The organism is Lacisediminimonas profundi, from assembly GCF_008831265.1.
GTDB lineage: Bacteria > Pseudomonadota > Gammaproteobacteria > Burkholderiales > Burkholderiaceae_D > Lacisediminimonas > Lacisediminimonas profundi.
Map to the genome: position 1 here is coordinate 72,061 of NZ_VTTH01000004.1, position 19,352 is coordinate 91,412.

Annotated in this window: 20 protein-coding genes; 10 read left to right on the forward strand and 10 right to left on the reverse strand. The window is 60.8% G+C overall.

From position 1 onward, the window contains the following. Window positions 1–94: 94 nt before the first annotated feature. The 6 genes from FVE66_RS12640 to FVE66_RS20610 all read left to right on the forward strand — a co-directional run bounded on the left by FVE66_RS12640 (window position 95) and on the right by FVE66_RS20610 (window position 5,266). Complete coding sequence (locus FVE66_RS12640; protein WP_151447815.1) at window positions 95–277, forward strand: hypothetical protein; 183 nt, start codon at window positions 95–97, stop codon at window positions 275–277. A gap of 68 nt (window positions 278–345) precedes the next feature. Then, window positions 346–972: a DUF2026 family protein gene (locus FVE66_RS12645; protein WP_161993268.1), complete on the forward strand. Its 627-nt coding sequence runs from the start codon at window positions 346–348 to the stop codon at window positions 970–972. Between the two features lie 260 nt (window positions 973–1,232). Next, window positions 1,233–2,576 (forward strand): NADP-specific glutamate dehydrogenase, encoded by a 1,344-nt coding sequence (gene gdhA / locus FVE66_RS12650; RefSeq protein WP_151447817.1) that lies wholly within the window; start codon window positions 1,233–1,235, stop codon window positions 2,574–2,576. A 108-nt stretch (window positions 2,577–2,684) separates the two neighbouring features. Further along, entirely contained in the window at window positions 2,685–3,809 is a 1,125-nt protein-coding gene (locus FVE66_RS12655; RefSeq protein ID WP_241673200.1) for an FUSC family protein, read from the forward strand. Window positions 3,810–3,909: 100 nt separating this feature from the next. Then, a complete protein-coding gene (locus FVE66_RS12660) occupies window positions 3,910–5,127 on the forward strand; it encodes an MFS transporter (protein WP_151447818.1) in 1,218 nt (405 codons plus the stop codon). A gap of 10 nt (window positions 5,128–5,137) precedes the next feature. After that, on the forward strand, window positions 5,138–5,266 hold the full coding sequence (locus FVE66_RS20610; RefSeq protein ID WP_277753166.1) for a hypothetical protein: 129 nt from the start codon (window positions 5,138–5,140) through the stop codon (window positions 5,264–5,266). 28 nt (window positions 5,267–5,294) lie between these two features. Here the strand turns inward: FVE66_RS20610 and FVE66_RS12665 are convergent, their stop codons facing one another. Together FVE66_RS12665 and FVE66_RS12670 are read right to left on the reverse strand one after the other, a co-directional pair. Beyond that, window positions 5,295–6,002 (reverse strand): alpha/beta fold hydrolase, encoded by a 708-nt coding sequence (locus FVE66_RS12665; protein ID WP_151447819.1) that lies wholly within the window; start codon window positions 6,000–6,002, stop codon window positions 5,295–5,297. Between the two features lie 24 nt (window positions 6,003–6,026). Then, on the reverse strand, window positions 6,027–7,508 hold the full coding sequence (locus FVE66_RS12670; protein WP_151447820.1) for a B12-binding domain-containing radical SAM protein: 1,482 nt from the start codon (window positions 7,506–7,508) through the stop codon (window positions 6,027–6,029). Between the two features lie 205 nt (window positions 7,509–7,713). Here FVE66_RS12670 and phaP point away from each other — a divergent pair, with 205 nt between their 5' ends. Then, a complete protein-coding gene (gene phaP / locus FVE66_RS12675; protein ID WP_338325387.1) occupies window positions 7,714–8,274 on the forward strand; it encodes a TIGR01841 family phasin in 561 nt (186 codons plus the stop codon). 78 nt (window positions 8,275–8,352) lie between these two features. Here phaP and FVE66_RS12680 read toward each other — a convergent pair whose 3' ends face one another. Beyond that, the gene (locus FVE66_RS12680; RefSeq protein ID WP_151447822.1) at window positions 8,353–9,960 is read right to left on the reverse strand and encodes an NAD(P)/FAD-dependent oxidoreductase; all 1,608 of its coding nucleotides are present in this window, start codon (window positions 9,958–9,960) and stop codon (window positions 8,353–8,355) included. A 105-nt stretch (window positions 9,961–10,065) separates the two neighbouring features. Here FVE66_RS12680 and FVE66_RS12685 point away from each other — a divergent pair, with 105 nt between their 5' ends. After that, window positions 10,066–10,758: a FecR family protein gene (locus FVE66_RS12685; RefSeq protein WP_151447823.1), complete on the forward strand. Its 693-nt coding sequence runs from the start codon at window positions 10,066–10,068 to the stop codon at window positions 10,756–10,758. A gap of 41 nt (window positions 10,759–10,799) precedes the next feature. Here FVE66_RS12685 and FVE66_RS12690 read toward each other — a convergent pair whose 3' ends face one another. From FVE66_RS12690 to FVE66_RS12715, 7 genes are all read right to left on the reverse strand, one after another. Then, complete coding sequence (locus FVE66_RS12690) at window positions 10,800–11,114, reverse strand: hypothetical protein (RefSeq protein ID WP_151447824.1); 315 nt, start codon at window positions 11,112–11,114, stop codon at window positions 10,800–10,802. Window positions 11,115–11,211: 97 nt separating this feature from the next. Continuing rightward, complete coding sequence (locus FVE66_RS12695) at window positions 11,212–11,583, reverse strand: hypothetical protein (protein ID WP_151447825.1); 372 nt, start codon at window positions 11,581–11,583, stop codon at window positions 11,212–11,214. Between the two features lie 121 nt (window positions 11,584–11,704). Continuing rightward, window positions 11,705–12,172, reverse strand: a complete 468-nt coding sequence (locus FVE66_RS12700; RefSeq protein WP_151447826.1) for a PA2169 family four-helix-bundle protein — start codon at window positions 12,170–12,172, stop codon at window positions 11,705–11,707. Between the two features lie 92 nt (window positions 12,173–12,264). Continuing rightward, window positions 12,265–12,420, reverse strand: a complete 156-nt coding sequence (locus FVE66_RS20190; protein ID WP_161993269.1) for a hypothetical protein — start codon at window positions 12,418–12,420, stop codon at window positions 12,265–12,267. 164 nt (window positions 12,421–12,584) lie between these two features. Beyond that, window positions 12,585–14,126 carry a SpoVR family protein gene (locus FVE66_RS12705; protein ID WP_151447827.1) on the reverse strand — a complete coding sequence of 514 codons (1,542 nt, stop codon included), beginning with the start codon at window positions 14,124–14,126 and terminating at the stop codon, window positions 12,585–12,587. Further along, a complete protein-coding gene (locus FVE66_RS12710; protein ID WP_151447828.1) occupies window positions 14,123–15,388 on the reverse strand; it encodes a YeaH/YhbH family protein in 1,266 nt (421 codons plus the stop codon). Before FVE66_RS12710 ends, FVE66_RS12705 begins: the two co-directional genes overlap by 4 nt. A 116-nt stretch (window positions 15,389–15,504) precedes the next feature. Further along, on the reverse strand, window positions 15,505–17,427 hold the full coding sequence (locus FVE66_RS12715; RefSeq protein WP_151447829.1) for a PrkA family serine protein kinase: 1,923 nt from the start codon (window positions 17,425–17,427) through the stop codon (window positions 15,505–15,507). 306 nt (window positions 17,428–17,733) lie between these two features. Between FVE66_RS12715 and FVE66_RS12720 the strand changes: the two genes are divergently transcribed. Continuing rightward, complete coding sequence (locus tag FVE66_RS12720; RefSeq protein WP_151447830.1) at window positions 17,734–18,225, forward strand: SET domain-containing protein; 492 nt, start codon at window positions 17,734–17,736, stop codon at window positions 18,223–18,225. A gap of 275 nt (window positions 18,226–18,500) precedes the next feature. Next, window positions 18,501–19,349 (forward strand): NYN domain-containing protein, encoded by an 849-nt coding sequence (locus tag FVE66_RS12725; protein ID WP_151447831.1) that lies wholly within the window; start codon window positions 18,501–18,503, stop codon window positions 19,347–19,349. Window positions 19,350–19,352: the final 3 nt, after the last annotated feature.

A 19,352-nucleotide genomic window follows, 5' to 3' on the forward strand; every position in this document is an offset into this window, starting at 1 on the left:
GAGGAAGCCCTGTCCGGCGGCACCGACAGCCGGTGCTCACGTCCGTGGCACGATCCGTTTGTGCTGCTCTGCGCTACAGCGCATGCGAGCCTCGATGCGATTCAGCGCAAATTACTTTTTGCCGGCGGGCGGCTGGCACTTCAAGGTTGCCCTGCCGGAACATGCGGCGGGCTTCGGGGCCGCCAAGATTCGCTTTGATTTTTCCGTGATTTCGCATCACGATGCGCGAAAGGATACCAGAACGTACAAGGCAAAGCTCGCTCGACCGTCCTCATGAACCACGAACAGTACTGAAGCTCCCCACCATCAAAGGAATCCATGCGAACGCCCCACCCGCCCATCCCATTGGCTGACTACCAGCGCATTTTTCGTGTGTTGAAGAGCGTCTTTGATGGGGCCGCGGACAATACCGCCTCTAATACATTACGCGCCAGCATTTTCTTCAGCATTGCCGGCGCATCCCTGATCGAAAGTTTTTACAAGAAACGCTGCCAACCCGTGGCGGGCCCTGCCTATTACAAGGTCGACGATGCAGATGAGACCGTCCTGTCTTTTGCCGATCATGATGAAATCCATGGCGATGCCGGTGACGAGCACGGTTTTCATTGCTGGATTTTCTGCGAGGGCCACATCATCGACTTCATGGCGCCCTTGTTCCGGGAAGCCCTGCAAGCGAGAGGCCTTCCCGGACAGTGTTCGCGAAAAATGTTTCAGAAGCCGCTCAGTGCAATGGCCGACTCGCCGTACCTGCTCAAAAAGCCAGGCGACTCCTACCTGATACCGGACCTCGACCTGACAAAGCAGTGCATACAGGATTTCCATGCCCGCCCTGACGCCAGGGACTTGTTGAGCGTGTGCGCGCAGTGGTACCAGAAGCCGCCAAAGAGAATTCCGAATCGCGTGCGCATGAGCAGAGGCGATGCGGAGATTGATTTACAGCTCAGTGGCTTGACGCTCACTGGCGCCTGGTAAGGCCGGACTACCTGTTCTTTGACCCCGTCCCCCATTGCCCGGTAGCGGGCCTTTGTCAACGATGGCTGGCGGCAGTGCACAAAATTGTTACATCAGTCTGTCAAATTCCTTACAAAAGCCCTTATTTATAGCGATTACGAGAATAATCATTGCAAAATTGCACTATGTTGTAGCGCATTATGGTTTGGTGCCCTGATTTGGGATGGCGAGTGTGCGAAAATTAAGGGTTATCAAAATTTTCGCCCTCCAGGGATTCCAACATGAAATACGCCTCCGTTCACCAGTTCCTGCAACATGTCGCCGACCGCAATCCCGGCCAGCCCGAATTCCTGCAAGCCGTCACCGAGGTGATGGAAAGCCTGTGGCCCTTCATTGAAAAGAATCCCAGATATGCGGAGCAAGGCCTGCTGGATCGCCTGGTCGAGCCCGAGCGCGTGGTGATGTTCCGCGTTTCGTGGACCGACGACCATGGCCAGGTGCAAGTGAACCGTGGCTATCGTATCCAGCACAGCATGGCGATCGGTCCGTACAAGGGCGGCTTGCGCTTCCACCCGTCGGTCACCCTGTCGGTGCTGAAATTCCTCGCCTTCGAGCAGACCTTCAAGAATGCGCTGACCACGCTGCCGATGGGCGGCGCCAAGGGCGGCTCCGACTTCGACCCGAAGGGCAAGAGCCCGGCCGAAGTGATGCGTTTCTGCCAGGCCTTCGTGAGCGAACTGTTCCGCCACGTCGGCGGCGACACCGACGTTCCGGCGGGTGACATCGGCGTCGGCGGCCGCGAAGTCGGCTACATGGCCGGCATGTTCAAGAAGCTGACCAACCGCGCCGACTGCGTATTTACGGGCAAGGGCATGAGTTTCGGCGGTTCCCTGATCCGCCCGGAAGCGACCGGCTACGGCACGGTCTATTTCGCGGACGAAATGCTGAAGACCCGCGGCCGCTCGTTTGAAGGCCTGCGCGTGGGCGTTTCCGGTTCCGGCAACGTGGCGCAGTATTCGGTGGAAAAGGCCATGGCGCTGGGCGCCAAGGTGGTTACGGTATCCGACTCCAGCGGCACCATCATCGACGAAGAGGGATTCACTCCTGAAAAGCTGGCGATCCTGATGGAGGTGAAGAACCACCTCTACGGCCGCGTGAGCGACTATGCCCAGCGCACCGGCGTGCGCTTCGAAGCGGGTGTGCGCCCGTGGCACGTGCCGATGGACGTGGCCCTGCCCTGCGCCACTCAGAACGAACTGAACGCCGACGATGCCGCCACCCTGATGCGTAACGGGGTGCTGTGCGTGGCCGAAGGCGCCAACATGCCGACCACGATCGAAGCCGCCAAGATGTTCGAAGCCGCCGGCGTGTTGTACGCGCCGGGCAAGGCCAGCAACGCCGGCGGTGTCGCGACCTCGGGCCTGGAAATGAGCCAGAATGCAGTTCGCATGTCCTGGCCGCGCGAGGAAGTGGATGCACGCCTGTTCCAGATCATGAAAGGCATTCATGCCGCCTGCCTGCAATACGGGCGACGTGCCGATGGCAGCGTGAGTTATGTCGACGGCGCCAACATCGCCGGCTTCGTGAAAGTGGCCGACGCCATGTTGGCCCAGGGTGTAATCTAGTCACCCGAGGCTTCTGCGCACCCATCCGCATGCAGGCGGGTGGCGTGCGCGAGGCTTGACTGGCCTGCATACCGATCCAATGATGTCCTTCCCCTGTATTGAAGTCGTGTGCAGCCGCAGGTTCTGCGAACTGCACTGGTGCCCATGCTGCGCCTGAGCCTGGGCCGGCTGTTGCTGCTGGCGCGGGAAGAATTGCGCCACCTGACGACGATCCAGGCCAGCGACCGGGTATGGCAAATGCCGTTCGCGGCTGCGCTTGCCTCCGGCCTGCCGCTGCTGGTCGGCGCCTGGTTCGATCGGATGGATTACGGACTGGTCGCTTCGCTTGGCGGACTGGTTTTCCTGTATTTGCCGAACACTCCGCTGTACCACCGTATGGTATCGGTGATGGCCTGCGCGTTCGGCATGGCCGGCTGTTATGCGCTGGGGGTGATCAGTCATTTCTTTCCGCCGGCGATGATGCCGGTGCTGGTCTTCACGACCATCCTGGTTACCATGGTTTGCCGCTTTTACGGTTTCGGGCCGCCGGGCAGCCTGTTCTTTGTCATGGCAGCGTCGATCGGCGCCTATTCGCCGGTGACTTTGATGGAGCTGCCCGTGATGGTCGGCCTGCTCACCTTGGGGTGCCTGCTGGCTTGCCTGGTCGGGTTTTTCTACAGTCTCCTTGTATTGCGGATGCGGCCGCCCGCGTCAGTCCCGCCTTTGCCGACGCCGACTTTCGATTTTGTTGTCTTCGACTCGGTCGTGATCGGCGTGTTCGTCGGCATCTCGCTGGCGCTGGCACAGTCGTTGCAGCTGGAGAAGGCCTATTGGGTTCCGGTGAGTTGCCTGGCCGTGATCCAGGGCGCATCCCTGCGCGCGGTGTGGAACAAGCAGTTGCATCGGGTAATCGGAACCGGCATCGGCCTGCTGCTCGCGTGGGGATTGCTGCTGCTGCCGCTGGACAAATGGACCATCTCGCTGGCCATGATGGCAATGACCTTCGTGGTCGAATCGACGGTGGTGCGCCATTACGCATTCGCCGCCATTTTCATTACCCCCCTGACGATCCTGCTGGCCGAGGCAGCCACGCTGGGACACAGTTCAGCGACGGTACTGATCCAAGCCCGGTTGTTCGATACCCTGCTGGGCTGCCTGGTGGGCCTGGTCGGGGGAATCTGCCTGCATAGCCCGCGCTTTCGCGAGGTGGCAGGCCGCGTGGTGCGCTCACTCGTTCCGTCACGCCTGTCATAGCGGCATGGCGTCATGGCAGGATGGCGGCGGACCGTCGCCTGCGGCACTTGGCGAAGCTCGGTTAAACTGAGGTCCGCCCAAAATATAAAAGAACAAGCTCATGTCAAGCACACGCACTGCCCCAGATCTGAAGACCGTCCTGTTCGCGACCGGCATGGTGCTGACGCTTTCCATGGGCGTTCGGCATGGCTTCGGATTCTGGCTGCAACCGATCTCGCAGTCGCATGGCTGGAGCCGTGAAACCTATTCGCTGGCACTGGCCCTGCAAAATCTGGGCTGGGGCTTGTTCGGCCCATTTGCCGGCATGGCGGCGGATCGCTTTGGCACGGCGAAAGTGGTAGTGGCGGGCGTGGGCTTGTACGTGGCCGGCCTGCTGTCCATGGCGCTGGTCACTGACCCTGTGTGGTTCGTGATCAGTGCAGGCACGCTGATCGGTGCAGCCATGGCCTGCGTCGGATTTGGCGCCGTGAGCGGCATCATCGGCCGCGTTGCGCCCGAGAGCCGCCGCTCGTGGGCATTCGGGATTTCCTCGGCCGCCGGCTCTTTCGGCCAGTTCGCCTTGATGCCGGTCGAGCAATACCTGATATCGGCTGCCGGCTGGCAGAACGCGTTCTACATCCTGGCTTTGGGTCTTGTCTTGCTGATGCTGCCGATGGCGCTGCTGCTGCGCGAGCCGCCGGTGCAGAAGGCGACCGGGCCGCAGCAGAGCATCTCTGCCGCCATCCGCGAAGCGTTTGCCTATCGGCCCTTCCAGTTGCTGGTCGCCGGCTATTTCGTGTGCGGCTTCCAGGTCGTGTTCATTGCCGTTCACCTGCCTGCGTACCTGCGGGACAAGGGCATGACGGATCCGAGCCTGGCGGTAATGGCGCTGGCGCTGATCGGCCTGTTCAACATCTTCGGCTCCTTCTATTTCGGCAAGCTCGGCGGCACCATGCCCAAGCGCTACCTGCTGTCCTCGATCTACATTTCGCGTTCGGTGGTGATTGCGCTGTTCCTGCTGGCGCCGCTGACATCCTGGTCGGTTTATGTATTCTCGGCCGCGATGGGGATATTGTGGCTGTCGACGGTACCGCTGACGAACGGCGTGATCGCCGGCATCTTTGGCGTCAAGTATCTTTCCATGCTGTCGGGCTTCGTGTTCTTTTCGCACCAGCTCGGCAGCTTCCTTGGTGTCTGGCTCGGCGGTTACCTGTTCGACAAGCAGGGCAGCTACAACACGGTATGGATGATCACGATCCTGCTTGGCGCGTTCGCCGCGCTGATCAACCTGCCGATCAACGAGAAACCGATCGCGCGCCTGGCTCCGGCGGGCGCTTGAGGACATGACGATGAGCAGTGCGATCTGGCGATGGGCAGGGCTGGCGGTGTTGGCTGCCGTGCTGGCGCTGACGTTTGCAGCCTATTTGCGGCCGGATTTCGTGGTCGACCTGGCGAACCGCATTGTGATGTGTTTCTGAGCGGTTCGCCGAGTCAATCGGATACCGGTCACGCGCCGGCGATTTCCCGCAACATGCCTGCCAGCACCAGTGGCGCGGACACCATCGCATCGTGCCCGGCCGCAATCTCGCGCCATCCCCATCCTTGCTGCGACTTCACCCACGCGCGGCTGCTTGCGCAAGGGCCGTACCACGGGTCGGTTGCGGCGATATAGGTGCACGGCACGCCGTTGCCGATCGGATTGCGCAGTGCCAGCGGCTCGGCGTAGGCCTTCAGCGGATGCGGCGTCAGTCGCCGCTGCAGCCATGCCGCGTGTACCGGGTCGCTGATGCCGAATTTGTCCGGGGCGGGTATCGCCATGCGCAAGCCGTCGGGGTCGATGGTGCGGCTGCGTTCCTGCCTGACTTCAGGCGGTAGCATGTCGAGAGCAGAAAGGCCGTCCTGCACGATCAGTGCGTCAAGATAGACCAAATGGCGCAGCCGTTCGGGCATGCGGTCCGCTACGCCGCTTATCACCGGGCCGCCGAAGCTGTGGCCCACCAGCACGACATCCTGCAGTTCCTCGTTTTCGATGACAGCGCAGGCGTCCTGGACGAAGGTCGAAAGGCCGACCTCAGCATTGAGCAGATGGGCGCGTTCGCCCAATCCGGTCATGGTTGGCGTGAACACCGTATGTCCCGCGTCGCGCAGCGGCTTCGCGACGTCGCGCCAGCACCAGCCGCCGTGCCAGGCGCCGTGTATCAGTACAAAGTTCATCGGGTATCTCCTCTTGTTTTCCGATCAGGCGCCCAGGTGGCGCGCTTGCCTTTGTGGCGCTGCTGCCTGTGGCTTGGGCGGGGCCCTGCCGGCCTGGCCGGCATGGTCATGCCCCAGGCAGATGCGCACATTCTCTTCCGTCATTCCCTGCCCGACCAGCCAGCGCGTGACCAGTCCTGCCAGGCGGTCAAGCGCGATACGGTGCGTGGCGTCGGTCACCTGATAGAGCCAGTCCGACAAAGCCATGAAATTAGCGAACGGCGCATTGCGCAGGATCAGCGGCAGCGTGCGCGCAAAGCGGCCTGAATTTGCCACCAGGTCCCAGTAGCGCCCGAACCGGACCAGCCGCTGCATCGTGATGAAGTCGAGCTTGCTGGTGGCCAGTATCTGATAAGGGGGGTGTGGATCGAACACCATGCCCCAGGCTTCGGTGTGGCGAATGATGGGCGTGCCGCGCAGTCGCTTCAGGATGCCGAACTGGATCTCGTGCGGATCGAGCGCGTACAGTTTGTCGAATCCGGCAGCGAAGCTCTCCATGTCTTCGCCCGGCAGGCCGGCGATCAGGTCGACATGAAGATGCGCGTTCGAATGCTGGCGCAACCAGCGGATGTTGTCGGCCGCCTTCTGGTTGTCCTGGCGCCGGCTGATCAGCGACTGTACTTCCGGGTTGAAGGTCTGGATGCCGATCTCGAACTGCAGGGTACCGGGCGGAAAGCGGCGGATGCCGTCCTTCAGCGCGTCGGGCAGGTGATCGGGCACTACTTCGAAGTGGGCATAGACCGGATCGTCCGGATGCGCCTCCAGCTTGTCGAGGAAGAACTGCATGATGCGCAGGCTGGACTTGATGTTGAGGTTGAAGGTCCGGTCCACGAACTTGAAGAGGCGGGCGCCGCGCGCATGCAGCTTCTCCAGTTCAAGCAGGAAGCCATCCAGTCCGAAAGGCCACGCTGTCTTGTCCAGCGAAGACAGGCAGAACTCGCATTTGAACGGGCAGCCGCGCGACGCTTCGACATAGAGCGTCCGGTGGGCGATATCTTCCGCGCTGTAGAGATCGTAGGGAAGGCGGACCTGGTCCAGCGGCGGCTGCACGCCGGCGTGGATTTTCATCAAGGGCTTGGGCCCGGAAAGTATTGCCCGGCATAATTGCGGGAAGCTGACGTCGCCCCATCCGGTGATCAGGTAATCCGCCATGCGGACGATTTCCTGCAGTTCCGGCTCGTACGACACTTCGGGACCGCCCAGCACCACGACCACCTCCGGCGCCACGCGCTTCAGCAGCGCGACGATGTGCGTTGTCTCCTCGATATTCCAGATGTAGACGCCGAACCCGATGATGCGCGGCCGGTGCGCCAGCAGTTTCTCCACCACGTCGGCGCTACGGGTGCCGATCACGAATTCCTGCAGGCGGGTCTGGTTCGACAGCTCTCCCATGTTCGCCAGCAGATAGCGCAAGCCGAGCGAGGCATGCGCATAGCGGGCGTTGAGGGTGGTCAGCAAGATGCTCATGGAGGGCGGCGGCGGGGGAAACCGCTATTCTAGCGGTCTGCTGCTGTACGGGCCGGGCAATGGCATCCCGATTATTTTGGTGCGGCGCACAAAAACGGCTTGACATCCGGAGGGTTGACCCTAAAATACGAATTGTTGCAGCGCACAATAAGGTGCGCTTCCCCTATTCCCGGGTCGCACCCGACCCATCTTCAGGAGAATCACCATGTTCGCAGAACAATTTTCCGGCGCCGCAAAAGCCAACTTCGAATCCCAGCTCGCAGCCGTCAATGCCTTCCAGGCCAAGGCCTTCGAAAGCGTTTCCCAATTGATTGACCTGAACCTGCGCGCTGCCCGCGCAACGCTTGAGGAATCGACCGCCACCACCCAGCAACTGCTGGCCGCCAAGGACCCGCGCGAGTTGCTCGCGTTGATCGCTGCGCAAAGCCAGCCTGCAGCAGCCAAGGCCGTCGCCTATTCGCGCAATGTCGCAGGCATTGCCGCAGCGGCCCAGGCGGAACTGTCAAAGGCAGCCGAGGAACAGGCCGCCGCCCGTGCCCGCGATGCCGCCGGCCTGGTTGACCAGCTGACGAAAAACGCGCCTCCCGGCATGGAGCAGGCAGTCGCACTGGTGAAGACCGCGATCACCAACGCCAGCGCCGGCTACGAGCAACTCAACAAGCTCACCAAGCAGGCGAATGAGACGTTTGAAGAAAACTTCGGCAAGGTGTTCGCACAATACGCCGGTGCTGCCAGCGAGAAGACTGCTGCCCGCGGCCGCAAGTAAGCGCCACGGGTCGTAATGAAAAAGCCGCCCTCGGGCGGCTTTTTCCATTTTGCAGCGTATGCGGCCGAGGTGGCGGCGTCAGGCGTGGTGTTCCAGCATGGATAGTGCCAGCGCTTCCGCCACGCGAATGCCATCCACCGCGGCGGACATGATCCCGCCCGCATAGCCTGCGCCTTCTCCTGCTGGATACAGGCCACGCACGTTCATGCTTTCCAGCTTGTCGTTGCGGCGGATGCGCACCGGCGAGGAGGTGCGGGTCTCGACGCCAGTCAGGACGGCGTCGTGCATTGCAAAGCCGGGAATCTGGCGCTCGAAGGCCGGCAAGGCCTCGCGAATCGCGCCAATGACGAAATCCGGCAATGCCGTCGCCAGGTCGCCGAACAGCACGCCGGGCTTGTATGACGGCGCCACATCGCCGACCCGCTTCGACGCCCGCCCGGCGATGAAATCCCCGACCAGTTGTCCCGGGGCGCTGTAGTCCCCGCCACCGAGTTCGAACGCACGCGATTCCCATTGGCGCTGGTATTCGATGCCGGCCAACGGGCCGCCGGGATAGTCCTCCGGCGAAATGCCGACCACGATCCCGCTGTTTGCGTTGCGTTCATTGCGCGAGTATTGGCTCATGCCGTTCGTGACCACCCTGCCCGGTTCCGAGGTGGCAGCCACCACTGTGCCGCCCGGGCACATGCAGAAGCTGTAGACCGAGCGGCCGTTGCCGGCATGATGGACCAGCTTGTAGTCGGCGGCGCCCAGCAGCGGATGACCGGCATGCGTGCCGAAGCGGGCGCGGTCGATCAGCGATTGCGGGTGCTCGATCCGGAAACCGAGCGAGAAAGGCTTGGCTTCGATGTAGACGCCGCGCGCATGCAGCATGTGAAAGGTATCGCGGGCGCTGTGGCCGATCGCCAGCACTACATGGTCTGCCGGGATCACCTCGCCGCTGCTCAGTGTGACCGCGCGCATGCGGCCGTCGGCAATCTCGACGTCGTCGACGCGTGAGCCGAAACGGAATTCGCCGCCAAGCTCCTCGATCGAGGCCCGCATCAGTTCCACCATTTTCACCAGGCGGAAGGTACCGATGTGCGGCTTGCTGACATACAGGATTTCCGGCGGCGCGGCCGCTTTCACGAACTCGTCCAGCACCTTGCGGCCGTAATGGCGCGGATCCTTGATCTGGCTGTACAGCTTGCCGTCCGAGAAGGTGCCGGCGCCGCCCTCGCCGAACTGCACGTTCGATTCCGGATGCAGTTCGCCGCGGCGCCAGAGGTCCCAGGTATCCTTGGTGCGTTCGCGAACCGCCTTGCCGCGTTCCAGGATGATAGGCCGAAAGCCCATTTGCGCCAGGATCAGGCCGGCAAAGAGTCCGCATGGGCCGGTTCCGATCACGACCGGCCGTGACTTCAGTCCGGCGGGTGCGCGAGCGACGAATTTGTATTCGGTATCCGGCTTGGGGCCGATATTCGGGCGGCCTTGCAGTCGGCTGGACGCTTCGGCTTCGTTCCGGACTTCCACGTCGAGCGTGTACACCAGCAAGATGTTGGACTTCTTGCGGGCATCGTACCCGCGGCGGGCGATCGTGAAGCCGAGAATGTCTTCGCGCGCAATTCCCAGTCGGGTGGCGATGGCTTCACCGAGGGCGGCTTCGGGATGATCCAGTGGCAGCGATATTTCCGTTAATCTCAGCATGGCCAGCGGCGCGGTGTCGAATCAGTGGGCCGCCATTTTACCCGCTATACCAGCGATAGCGGCCATACTGGCTTGCAGGGGGTGCGTCAGGACAGGGGGGAGTGCATGAAATCGTACGACACAGAGCCGCGCAGGGCGATCCGGCGCCGTTTGCTGCTTGCGGGATCGGCCGGCATCGCCGGCTGGAGCACATTTGCGGCGCAGGCGCAGGGACTTGCCGCAGGCCAGGAACTTGCGCAGGGACTGCGCCGCGGCTTTGGCGACATCAGGATAGGCGGCCGGGAGGCCGGCGCGGGGCAGCCGCTTGTGCCAGGAGAGTCGATCACGACCGGGCCGGGAGCGCATGCCGTGTTGGTGCTCGGCGCCGACGCCTTCTTGCTGCGCGAGCGTAGTGCGCTGCGCCTCGAAGAAGCAGGCGGGAGGCGCATCCTGCGCTATCTGTCGGGCAAAGTATTGAGCGTGTTCGGAACAGGAAACAAGCAGCTGATCACGCCAACGGCGTCGATCGGCATCCGCGGCACCGCCTGCTACATCGAGGCCAGCACCGAACGGACCTATTTCTGTCTCTGCTACGGATCAGCGGAAATCAGGCCGCATGCCAATCCTGATGCAGTCTCCCGGCTTGAGACCACGCATCATGAGCGGCCGGTGACCATCGCCGCCAATGCCTCGGTGATGAAGGCCGCGGAGCTCATCAACCACAGCGATGACGAACTGATCCTGCTCGAAGCCGCAGTGGGGCGCCGCCCTCCGTTCTACGGGAAAGCCAAACAGGGACAGGGACAGGGACATTATTGACCCGCGGGCCGGATGCCGGGTGCCAGGTTCATGCCGCGGTTTCAGCTCGCCCGCATTACTGCCAGATGCGGCAGGGAAAGGACCGATTCGAGTTCGTTGCCGTCGGCATCCTTTTCGGCCACCAGATGCACCCAGGCAAGCACTTCATCGACACTGGCCAAGCCGCTCAGCAGCGCCGTCCGCGCCGTCCGGTAGACAAGCACTTCCTCTTTCCTGCTTGCGTTCATCGGCGTGGCCGAATGTTCGAGTTCATGCAGGCGGCCTTCGACGTCAAGGAGATCATCGGCCAGCACCTCGCGCAGCGCGTTGATCCCGGAGACGGCATCGTCGGTATCCGTTACGCTAAGGATTCCCATGGTTTGGCGCGATTGGATTGGTCACCCTTGCTTGACCTCCGCGGCGAAAAAACAATCGGCACACATCCAGCGCGCTTGAGGTCCGTCAAATCCGCTATCAGGCGTCGTTGTCGGGACGTGCCGGCTCGCGCACCTCGAGGATTTCGTGCTCGATTGCATCCTTGTAGATTGCCGCATCGCGCGTGACCAGGTGCAGCAGCAATTGCGGCGCCTTCTTCTTCACGATTCGCGGCAGCAGCAGGCCCAGCGCCACCAGCGGCAATCCGGCCAGCGGATAACCGGAAATGGCGAGCGCCACGCCGATCCCGAGCACAGGCAGGGAGATCAGCTTGATCAGTAGTCGTGCCGCCACATATTTTTGCGCCAGCTCGGGGTTGATTACTACGCGGTAGCGTCCGTGCGGCAAGCCTCTGTTGAAATCGGCCCAGGACACGTCAGCAGTGACAAAAACAGGATCAGGATGGCCCATGGCTATCAACCGGTGTGGAAAGCCACGGATGCTAAATCCTTTCCTTCACGGTCACAAGTGCTGATGCAGTATCCGGAGCGAACCTGGCTACCCGCCGCAAGGCCACCGCAGCAGTCCCGGACTAATGGCGAGTGATGTTTTTCGCTGTCCTGAACTGGTCACGCAAGGCTTTTACCTGGTCATGATTGCGCATGGCGCCTTTGTATTGTCTTTCCACCATGCTGCGCAGCGTGGGTGGCAAATCATCCCTGAGGGCATTGCGATAGCTATTTACGGCAACATCTTCGCCGCGCTCGCATTCGCCCAGGATTTCCTCGTCGTCCATGCCGATCAGGGCGGCCTTGATATCGGTCCAGCGCCGGTGCAGTGTTTCGGAAAGGGTGCCCGCAGTCTCCGGATCTCCCCCCAGCGCGACCACCTGCTCCTGCAACTCTCGCGCCGCATTGGCACAGGTCTCTGCGCGGCCCACGAACAGCGTCTTCAGCTGCGGGTCGCTGATGTCCGCCGCGCATACCCGAAATCCTTCCTCACCGTCCTTGCAGGTCTGGATCAGGTGGTTCAGCGTGGCGATGATGTCGTCATTGTCCATTCGTGCTCCAGGGGAAGAAAGCCGCAGAAACCAGGTTCGCGAGAAACGCCCGTGTGCGCGCAGGCGGACTGCCGGATGGAATCAGATCCCGGTCAGGCCGACTGGTTGATCGTGCAGGCGGCCTTGACCGGCTGCTTCGGCAACTCTGCCGGATGCACTGTCATCGCGGCGACGAGGAAGCCGGCGCTGATGATGCTCAACAGGACAAAGCCCGAGCGTTGGTTGAGTTGCCTGAGTTTCGCGTTCATGCGTGTCTCCTCTCGCAGCCTTCGGAGGAAAGCTGTCCTTGAACGGAAGGGGCACGCAAGCGTTGTGCCAGAAATGCGCCGGGCACCGCCAGTGAAGACACGCGCGAATGCATCAAGATTTGCGGCACAAACTACAGTACCCGGAAAAATTTACAGAAACGCGGTCAAGCAGCCTTTCCGTGCTTCTCCAGTTTGCATTCCCGCGTCGCGTTCACAGCACCTTGATCGTCAACGGTTTCGAGAATCACGTCGAAACCCCACAGACGCGCGGCATGCCTGAGGACTTCGTCGGTCTGCGCATTGAGCGGGCGGCGCTGGAATTCGGAATGACGCAGGGTCAGCGACCTGTCGCCATGGGTATCTACCGACCACACCTGGATGTTTGGTTCCCGGCTGTGCAAGTTGTACTGCGAGGACAGTTGCTGCCGGATGTAGCGATAGCCGTTGTCGTCATGGATCGCCGATACGGACAGCTTCTCTTGCTGGTCGTCATCGAGCACGGCAAAGAAGTGAAAGTCGCGGATCAGCCTGGGTGACAGGAACTGTGCGATGAAGCTCTCGTCCTTGAAATTGCGCATGGCAAAGTCGAGCGTCGTCTTCCAGTCGCTGCCGGCGATATCGGGAAACCAGCGCCGGTCCTCGTCGGTGGGCGACTCGCAGATGCGCCGGATGTCCCGCATCATGGCAAACCCGAGGGCATAAGGGTTGATGCCACTGTAGTGACTGCTGTTGATCGGCGGCTGGTACACGACATTGGTGTGGCTCTGCAGGAATTCGAGCATGAAGCCGTCGCCGACCACGCCTTCATCGTAGAGCTGGTGCAGGATCGTGTAATGCCAGAAAGTCGCCCATCCTTCGTTCATCACCTGCGTCTGGCGCTGCGGATAAAAGTACTGCGAGATCTTGCGCACGATGCGCACAATCTCGCGCTCCCACGGTTCCAGCAGCGGGGCTGACTTTTCTATGAAGTACAGCAGGTTTTCCTGCGGTTCCGCCGGAAACCGGCGTGGGCCCGAGGGCGCGGCGCTCGCCTGTTCGCGGCGCGGAATCGTGCGCCACAGGTCGTTGACCTGGCTTTGCAGGTATTGCTCGCGGTCGCGCTGCCGCTCGTTTTCTTCCTGCATCGAAATGCGGTTGGGACGCTTGTAGCGGTCCACGCCGTAGTTTTGCAGCGCGTGGCAGGAATCAAGCAGTTGCTCCACGGCGTCCACCCCATGCCGCCGTTCGCATTCCGCAATGTAGTTCTTCGCAAACAGCATGTAGTCAACGATCGCCTCGGCATCGGTCCAGGTGCGGAACAGGTAGTTGCCTTTGAAGAAGGAGTTGTGACCATAGGCAGCGTGCGCGATCACCAGCGCCTGCATCATCAGGCTGTTTTCTTCCATCAGGTAAGCAATGCAGGGGTTGGAGTTGATGACGATTTCATACGCCAGGCCCATCTGCCCGCGGCGGTAACTTTTTTCGGTCTGCAGGAAGTGCTTGCCGAATGACCAGTGGTTGTAAGACACCGGCAGGCCAATCGAGGCGTAGGCGTCCATCATCTGCTCCGCAGTGATGATCTCCAGTTGGTTCGGATAGGTGTCGAGGCCAAAGCCAGCTGCCACACGCCGGATCTCCTCGTGCGCGAGTTCGATCAGCTCAAATGTCCATTCCGACTGCTCCGGCAGTCGGCGCTCGATGGCAGGTGCATCCATTAGCTTGATCATTTTGTCTGCTTCTTGAACAGTTCGCGGAATACCGGAAAGATGTCTGCCGGCGACTCGATTTTCTGCATCGCAAAGTGGGGGTGCGCGTCGGCCACGGCGAGATACTCGTACCAGAGGTTTTGCGGCTCGCCCTCGGTAATCTCGACGTATGCGTAATACTGGACCATCGGCATGATGGTATCGGTCAGCAGCTGGCGGCAACTGACCGAATCCTTGTCCCAGTTGTCGCCATCGGACGCCTGCGCTACATAGACGTTCCAGTCGCTGCTGCTGTAGCGCTCGGTGAGTACCTTGTCCAGCATGTGCAGGGCGGATGACACCACGGTGCCACCCGATTCGCGCGAATTGAAGAAGTCGTGCTCGTCGACTTCGGTGGCAGTGGTGTGGTGACGAATGAATACCAGTTCGATCCTTTCATAAACCTTGTTCAGGAACAGGTAGAGCAGGATGAAAAATCGCTTGGCGATATCCTTTTTTTGCTGGTCCATCGATCCCGACACGTCCATCAGGCAGAACATCACGCACTGGCTGGATGGCTTCGGAACCTTGATGCGGTTGCTGTAGCGCAGGTCGAAAGGGTCGATGAAAGGAATCGCACCGATGCGGATTTTCAGCGCTTCCACCCTGCGCCTGGCCTTTGCCAGCCCGAGGTCGTCGTCGGCCACGATCAGCTGCAGCTGCTCCAGTTCCTGTTCTGCCTCGCGCAGCTCTGCCGCCGGTCCCGAGGTGACGGCGATCCGGCGCGCCAGCGCTCCGCGCAGCGAGCGCAGCACGTGGATGTTGGCGGGCGTTCCCGATACCGTGTATCCGGCGCGCTGGGGACGAAATTCCACCGTCGATGCCAGCTGCTTCTTTACCATGTTCGGCAGTTCGAGGTCTTCGAAGAAGTAGCTCATGAACTCTTCCCTCGATAATTCGAACACGAAGTCGTCCTCGCTGACTTCCTCGCTGTTGCCGGCATTGCCCTTGCCGTGGCCGCCCCCACCAGGGGGACGGGCGATCTTGTCGCCCTTGATGAACTCCTTGTTGCCGGGGTTGACCGTTTCCCACACGCCGCCGCGCGAGTGGCCGAAGCCGGGTTCATTCAGGTCCTTCGCCGGTATCGATATTTTCTCGCCCCCTGCGATCTCGCGGATGGAGCGGCCCTTGACGGCCCGCTCCACTGCCTGCTTCACCTGCTCCTTGTATCGCCGCAGGAAGCGCTCACGGTTGACTGCAGATTTGTTCTTGCTCTGCAGGCGCCGGTCGATCAAGTAAGTCAATATCATCTCCCGTTACTGCCATGCGTTCGGCCCGCCAAATCCCGGCGACGGTGCCATGCACGCCGGGGGAATGCAGTCCCGCCCTGCCATGCGGCAGGGTGTCAGGCCCGCTTCGATCAGGATGACTTTCGCACCCGCAGGTACCATTCACACAGCAGGCGTACCTGCTTTGCGGTATAGCCTTTTTCCACCATCCGCGACACGAACTCCTTGTGCTTGTTGGCTTCTTCGGCGCTCGCCTTGGCGTTGAACGAGATCACGGGCAGCAGCTCTTCGGTGTTCGAGAACATTTTCTTCTCGATCACGCTGCGGAATTTCTCATAGCTGGTCCAGGCCGGGTTCTTGCCGTTGTTCTGGGCGCGCATGCGCAGAACGAAGTTGACAATCTCGTTGCGGAAATCTTTCGGATTGGAGATGCCAGCCGGCTTCTCGATCTTTTCCAGTTCGTTGTTGAGCGCTTCGCGGTTGAAGCTTTCGCCGGTATCCGGGTCGCGGAATTCCTGGTCCTGGATCCAGAAATCGGCAAAGCTCACATAACGGTCGAAGATGTTCTGGCCGTATTCCGAGTAACTCTCCAGATAGGCGGTCTGGATTTCCTTGCCGATGAACTCGACATAGCGCTGCGCCAGGTATTCCTTGATGTAGGCGAGGTAGCGCTGTTCAGTCTCCGGCGGGAACTGTTCGCGGCCGACCTGCTGCTCCAGCACGTACAGCAGATGGACCGGGTTGGCAGCCACCTCGGCGCTGTCGAAATTGAATACACGGGACAGGATCTTGAAGGCGAAGCGGGTAGACAGGCCATTCATGCCTTCATCGACGCCGCCATAGTCGGCGTATTCGGTCCTGGACTTCGCCCTGGGGTCGGTGTCCTTCAGGTTTTCGCCGTCATATACCTGCATCTTGCTGTAGATACTGGAGTTTTCAGGCTCTTTCAGGCGCGACAATATCGAGAACTGCGCCATCATCTTCAGTGTGCCGGGTGCGCACGGCGAACTGGCCAGCGACGAATGCCGCAGCAGCTTGTCGTAGATCCGGATCTCGTCGGACACGCGCAGGCAGTAGGGCACCTTCACGATATAGATCCGGTCCAGGAATGCTTCGTTGTTCTTGTTGTTGCGAAAGGTCTTCCACTCCGACTCGTTGGAATGGGCGAGGATCACGCCGTCGAACGGGATGGCGCCGAAACCTTCGGTGCCCTTGTAGTTTCCTTCCTGGGTCGCCGTCAGCAGCGGGTGCAGCACCTTGATCGGCGCCTTGAACATTTCGACGAACTCGAGCAGGCCCTGGTTGGCCAGGCACAGGCCGCCGGAATAACTGTAGGCATCCGGATCGTCCTGCGAAAAGCTCTCCAGCTTGCGGATGTCGACCTTGCCGACCAGCGACGAGATGTCCTGGTTGTTTTCGTCGCCTGGCTCGGTCTTGGCAACCGCGACCTGCCGCAGCACGGACGGGTAACGCCTGACGACCCGGAACTTGTTGATGTCGCCGTTGAATTCATGCAGCCGCTTCACAGCCCACGGACTGGGAATGCCGCGCAGGTAGCGGCTGGCGATGCCGAAATCCTCTTCCAGGATGGTGCCGTCTTCGTTCGGGTCGAACAGGCCAAGCGGAGACTCGTTGACCGGAGATCCCTTGATTGCATAGAACGGAATTTCTTCCATCAGGGATTTGAGCTTTTCTGCGATTGACGACTTGCCGCCACCGACCGGTCCGAGCAAGTACAGGATCTGCTTGCGCTCTTCGAGTCCCTGCGCCGCGTGGCGGAAGTAGGACACGACTTGTTCGATGACTTCCTCGGTGCCGTAGAACTCGCGGAACGCCGGATAGATCCTGATGACCTTGTTGGCAAATATGCGTGACAACCTGGGATCGTGGCGGGTGTCGAGCAACTCGGGTTCGCCGATGGCGGCGAGCATGCGCTCGGCGGCGCTTGCGTAGGCCATCCGGTCGCGCTTGCAGAGTTCCAGGTAGTCCTGCAAGGACATTTCCTCCTCGCGGGTTTTTTCGTAACGGGATGCGTAGTTGTCGAAAATTTTCATAAGGGCCTGATCCTTTGAAATCTTTCCAGACAGGACTGCTGGAATCAGTCGCGCCGCGAGGAGGTCGCGAATTAATAATACGCCGAAGAAATTGTGCCGCCAGTGAAAGTTGTCGGCGCAAAACACTTTTATACCGAGTGCTTGCGAAGCAACAAGTTCACAGTAGAATTGCTGTTTCGTTTCCTTCATTTTCATCGCAACAGCGCGGTGCATGCGATGCTCGCCGGCGGCACGTTTTCACGGATTTTCTGCACCGTTTTGTCGCGCGAGTTTCCTTTCCCCTTACTACCTGAAAATTACCAGCTCATGAGCAGTTCCGAAGCGAAGCAAGTGCCTGGCAACGACCTGATCGTCGTGCGGCATTCAAAGGTCCATGGCAACGGCGTATTCGCTGCCCGCAAGATACCGGCCGGCACCCGGATCATCGAATACGGGGGGGCGCGCATCACCCAGCGCGAGGCCGACCGGCGTTCCGGCAAGGATCCGGAGAATCCCTTCCACACTTTCTTCTTCAGTCTCGAAAGCGGCAAGCTGATCGACGGCGGCGACCAGGGCAATGACGCTCGCTGGATCAATCACAGTTGCGAGCCGAACTGCGAGGCACAAGAGGAACACGGCCACGTCTACATCCATGCATTGCGCGATCTGCGGCGGGGTGAGGAGCTGAACTACGACTACGGCCTGATCGTAGAGGAACGCCACACGCCCGCGGTGAAGCGGGCCTACGAATGCCGTTGCGGCTCCCCCGACTGCCGGCATACGATGCTGGCGCCAAAGCGTCCGCGCCGCAAAGCGTGAAGCGGGTCCCGGTATTCACAAAAGCTATATCTGGTATGGCGAATCGAAATTGGATCGACAGTGGCAGTCTCCCTATACTCGCACCTGTCTCCTCTATGTCTCCTCCTTTGATATAGATTCAGCCCGCTCTCTGAGCGGGCTTTTTTTTTGTGCGCCCGGCATGGGTGAACTCCCGACGGGCAGTTACTGCCGCAAGCTGACGCCTGGTTGGGCTTGCCCGGCCCGGGTTTGGGGGGCACACTGCGGGCAAGATAAACCCCATCAAGAAGGACCACATGGCCGGTCAGCCTGAAGTCACCAATCTCGCGCTTTTCTGCGACTTCGAAAACATTGCACTCGGCGTGCGCGACGCCAACTACCCGCATTTCGACATCCTCCGCGTGCTGGAGCGACTGTTGCTCAAGGGCAGCATCGTGGTCAAGAAAGCCTACTGCGACTGGGATCGTTTCAAGGAATTCAAGAAGACGATGCACGAGGCATCGTTCGAACTGATCGAGATCCCACACCTGCGCCAGTCCGGCAAGAATTCTGCCGACATCCGGATGGTGGTCGACGCACTCGACCTCTGCTACACCAAGTCCCACGTCGACGCCTTCGTCATCATCAGCGGCGACTCCGATTTTTCCCCGCTGGTGTCCAAGCTGCGCGAGAACAACAAATATGTGATCGGCATTGGCGTGCGTAGTTCGACCTCAGACCTGCTGGCAGCCAACTGCGACGAGTTCATTTTCTACGACGACCTGGTGGTCCAGGCGCAGAAGCGCAAGCGCAAGGCACCCGAGAAGAAAGCGCCGCGCGCAGCGGCCGCAGCCGACGCAAAGGCCGCACCTTCCTCCAGGCGCGAAGAGGAAAAGCCCCATGAGGGACTGGCCCAGGAAGGCCTGGATCTGATGATGGAGACGATTGAGGCGCTGCTGGAAGAGCGCGGCGAGGAAGAGAAGCTGTGGGGCTCCATGGTCAAGCAGACCATGAAACGGCGCAAGCCGGGGTTCACCGAATCCGCCTATGGCTACCGTTCATTCCGGCAGATGCTGGAAGACGCGCAGAAGCACAACCTGCTGCAGATCCAGCGCGACGAAAAGTCCGGACAGTACATGGTGCGCCTGCCTTCCAACGACGAGTAGTAG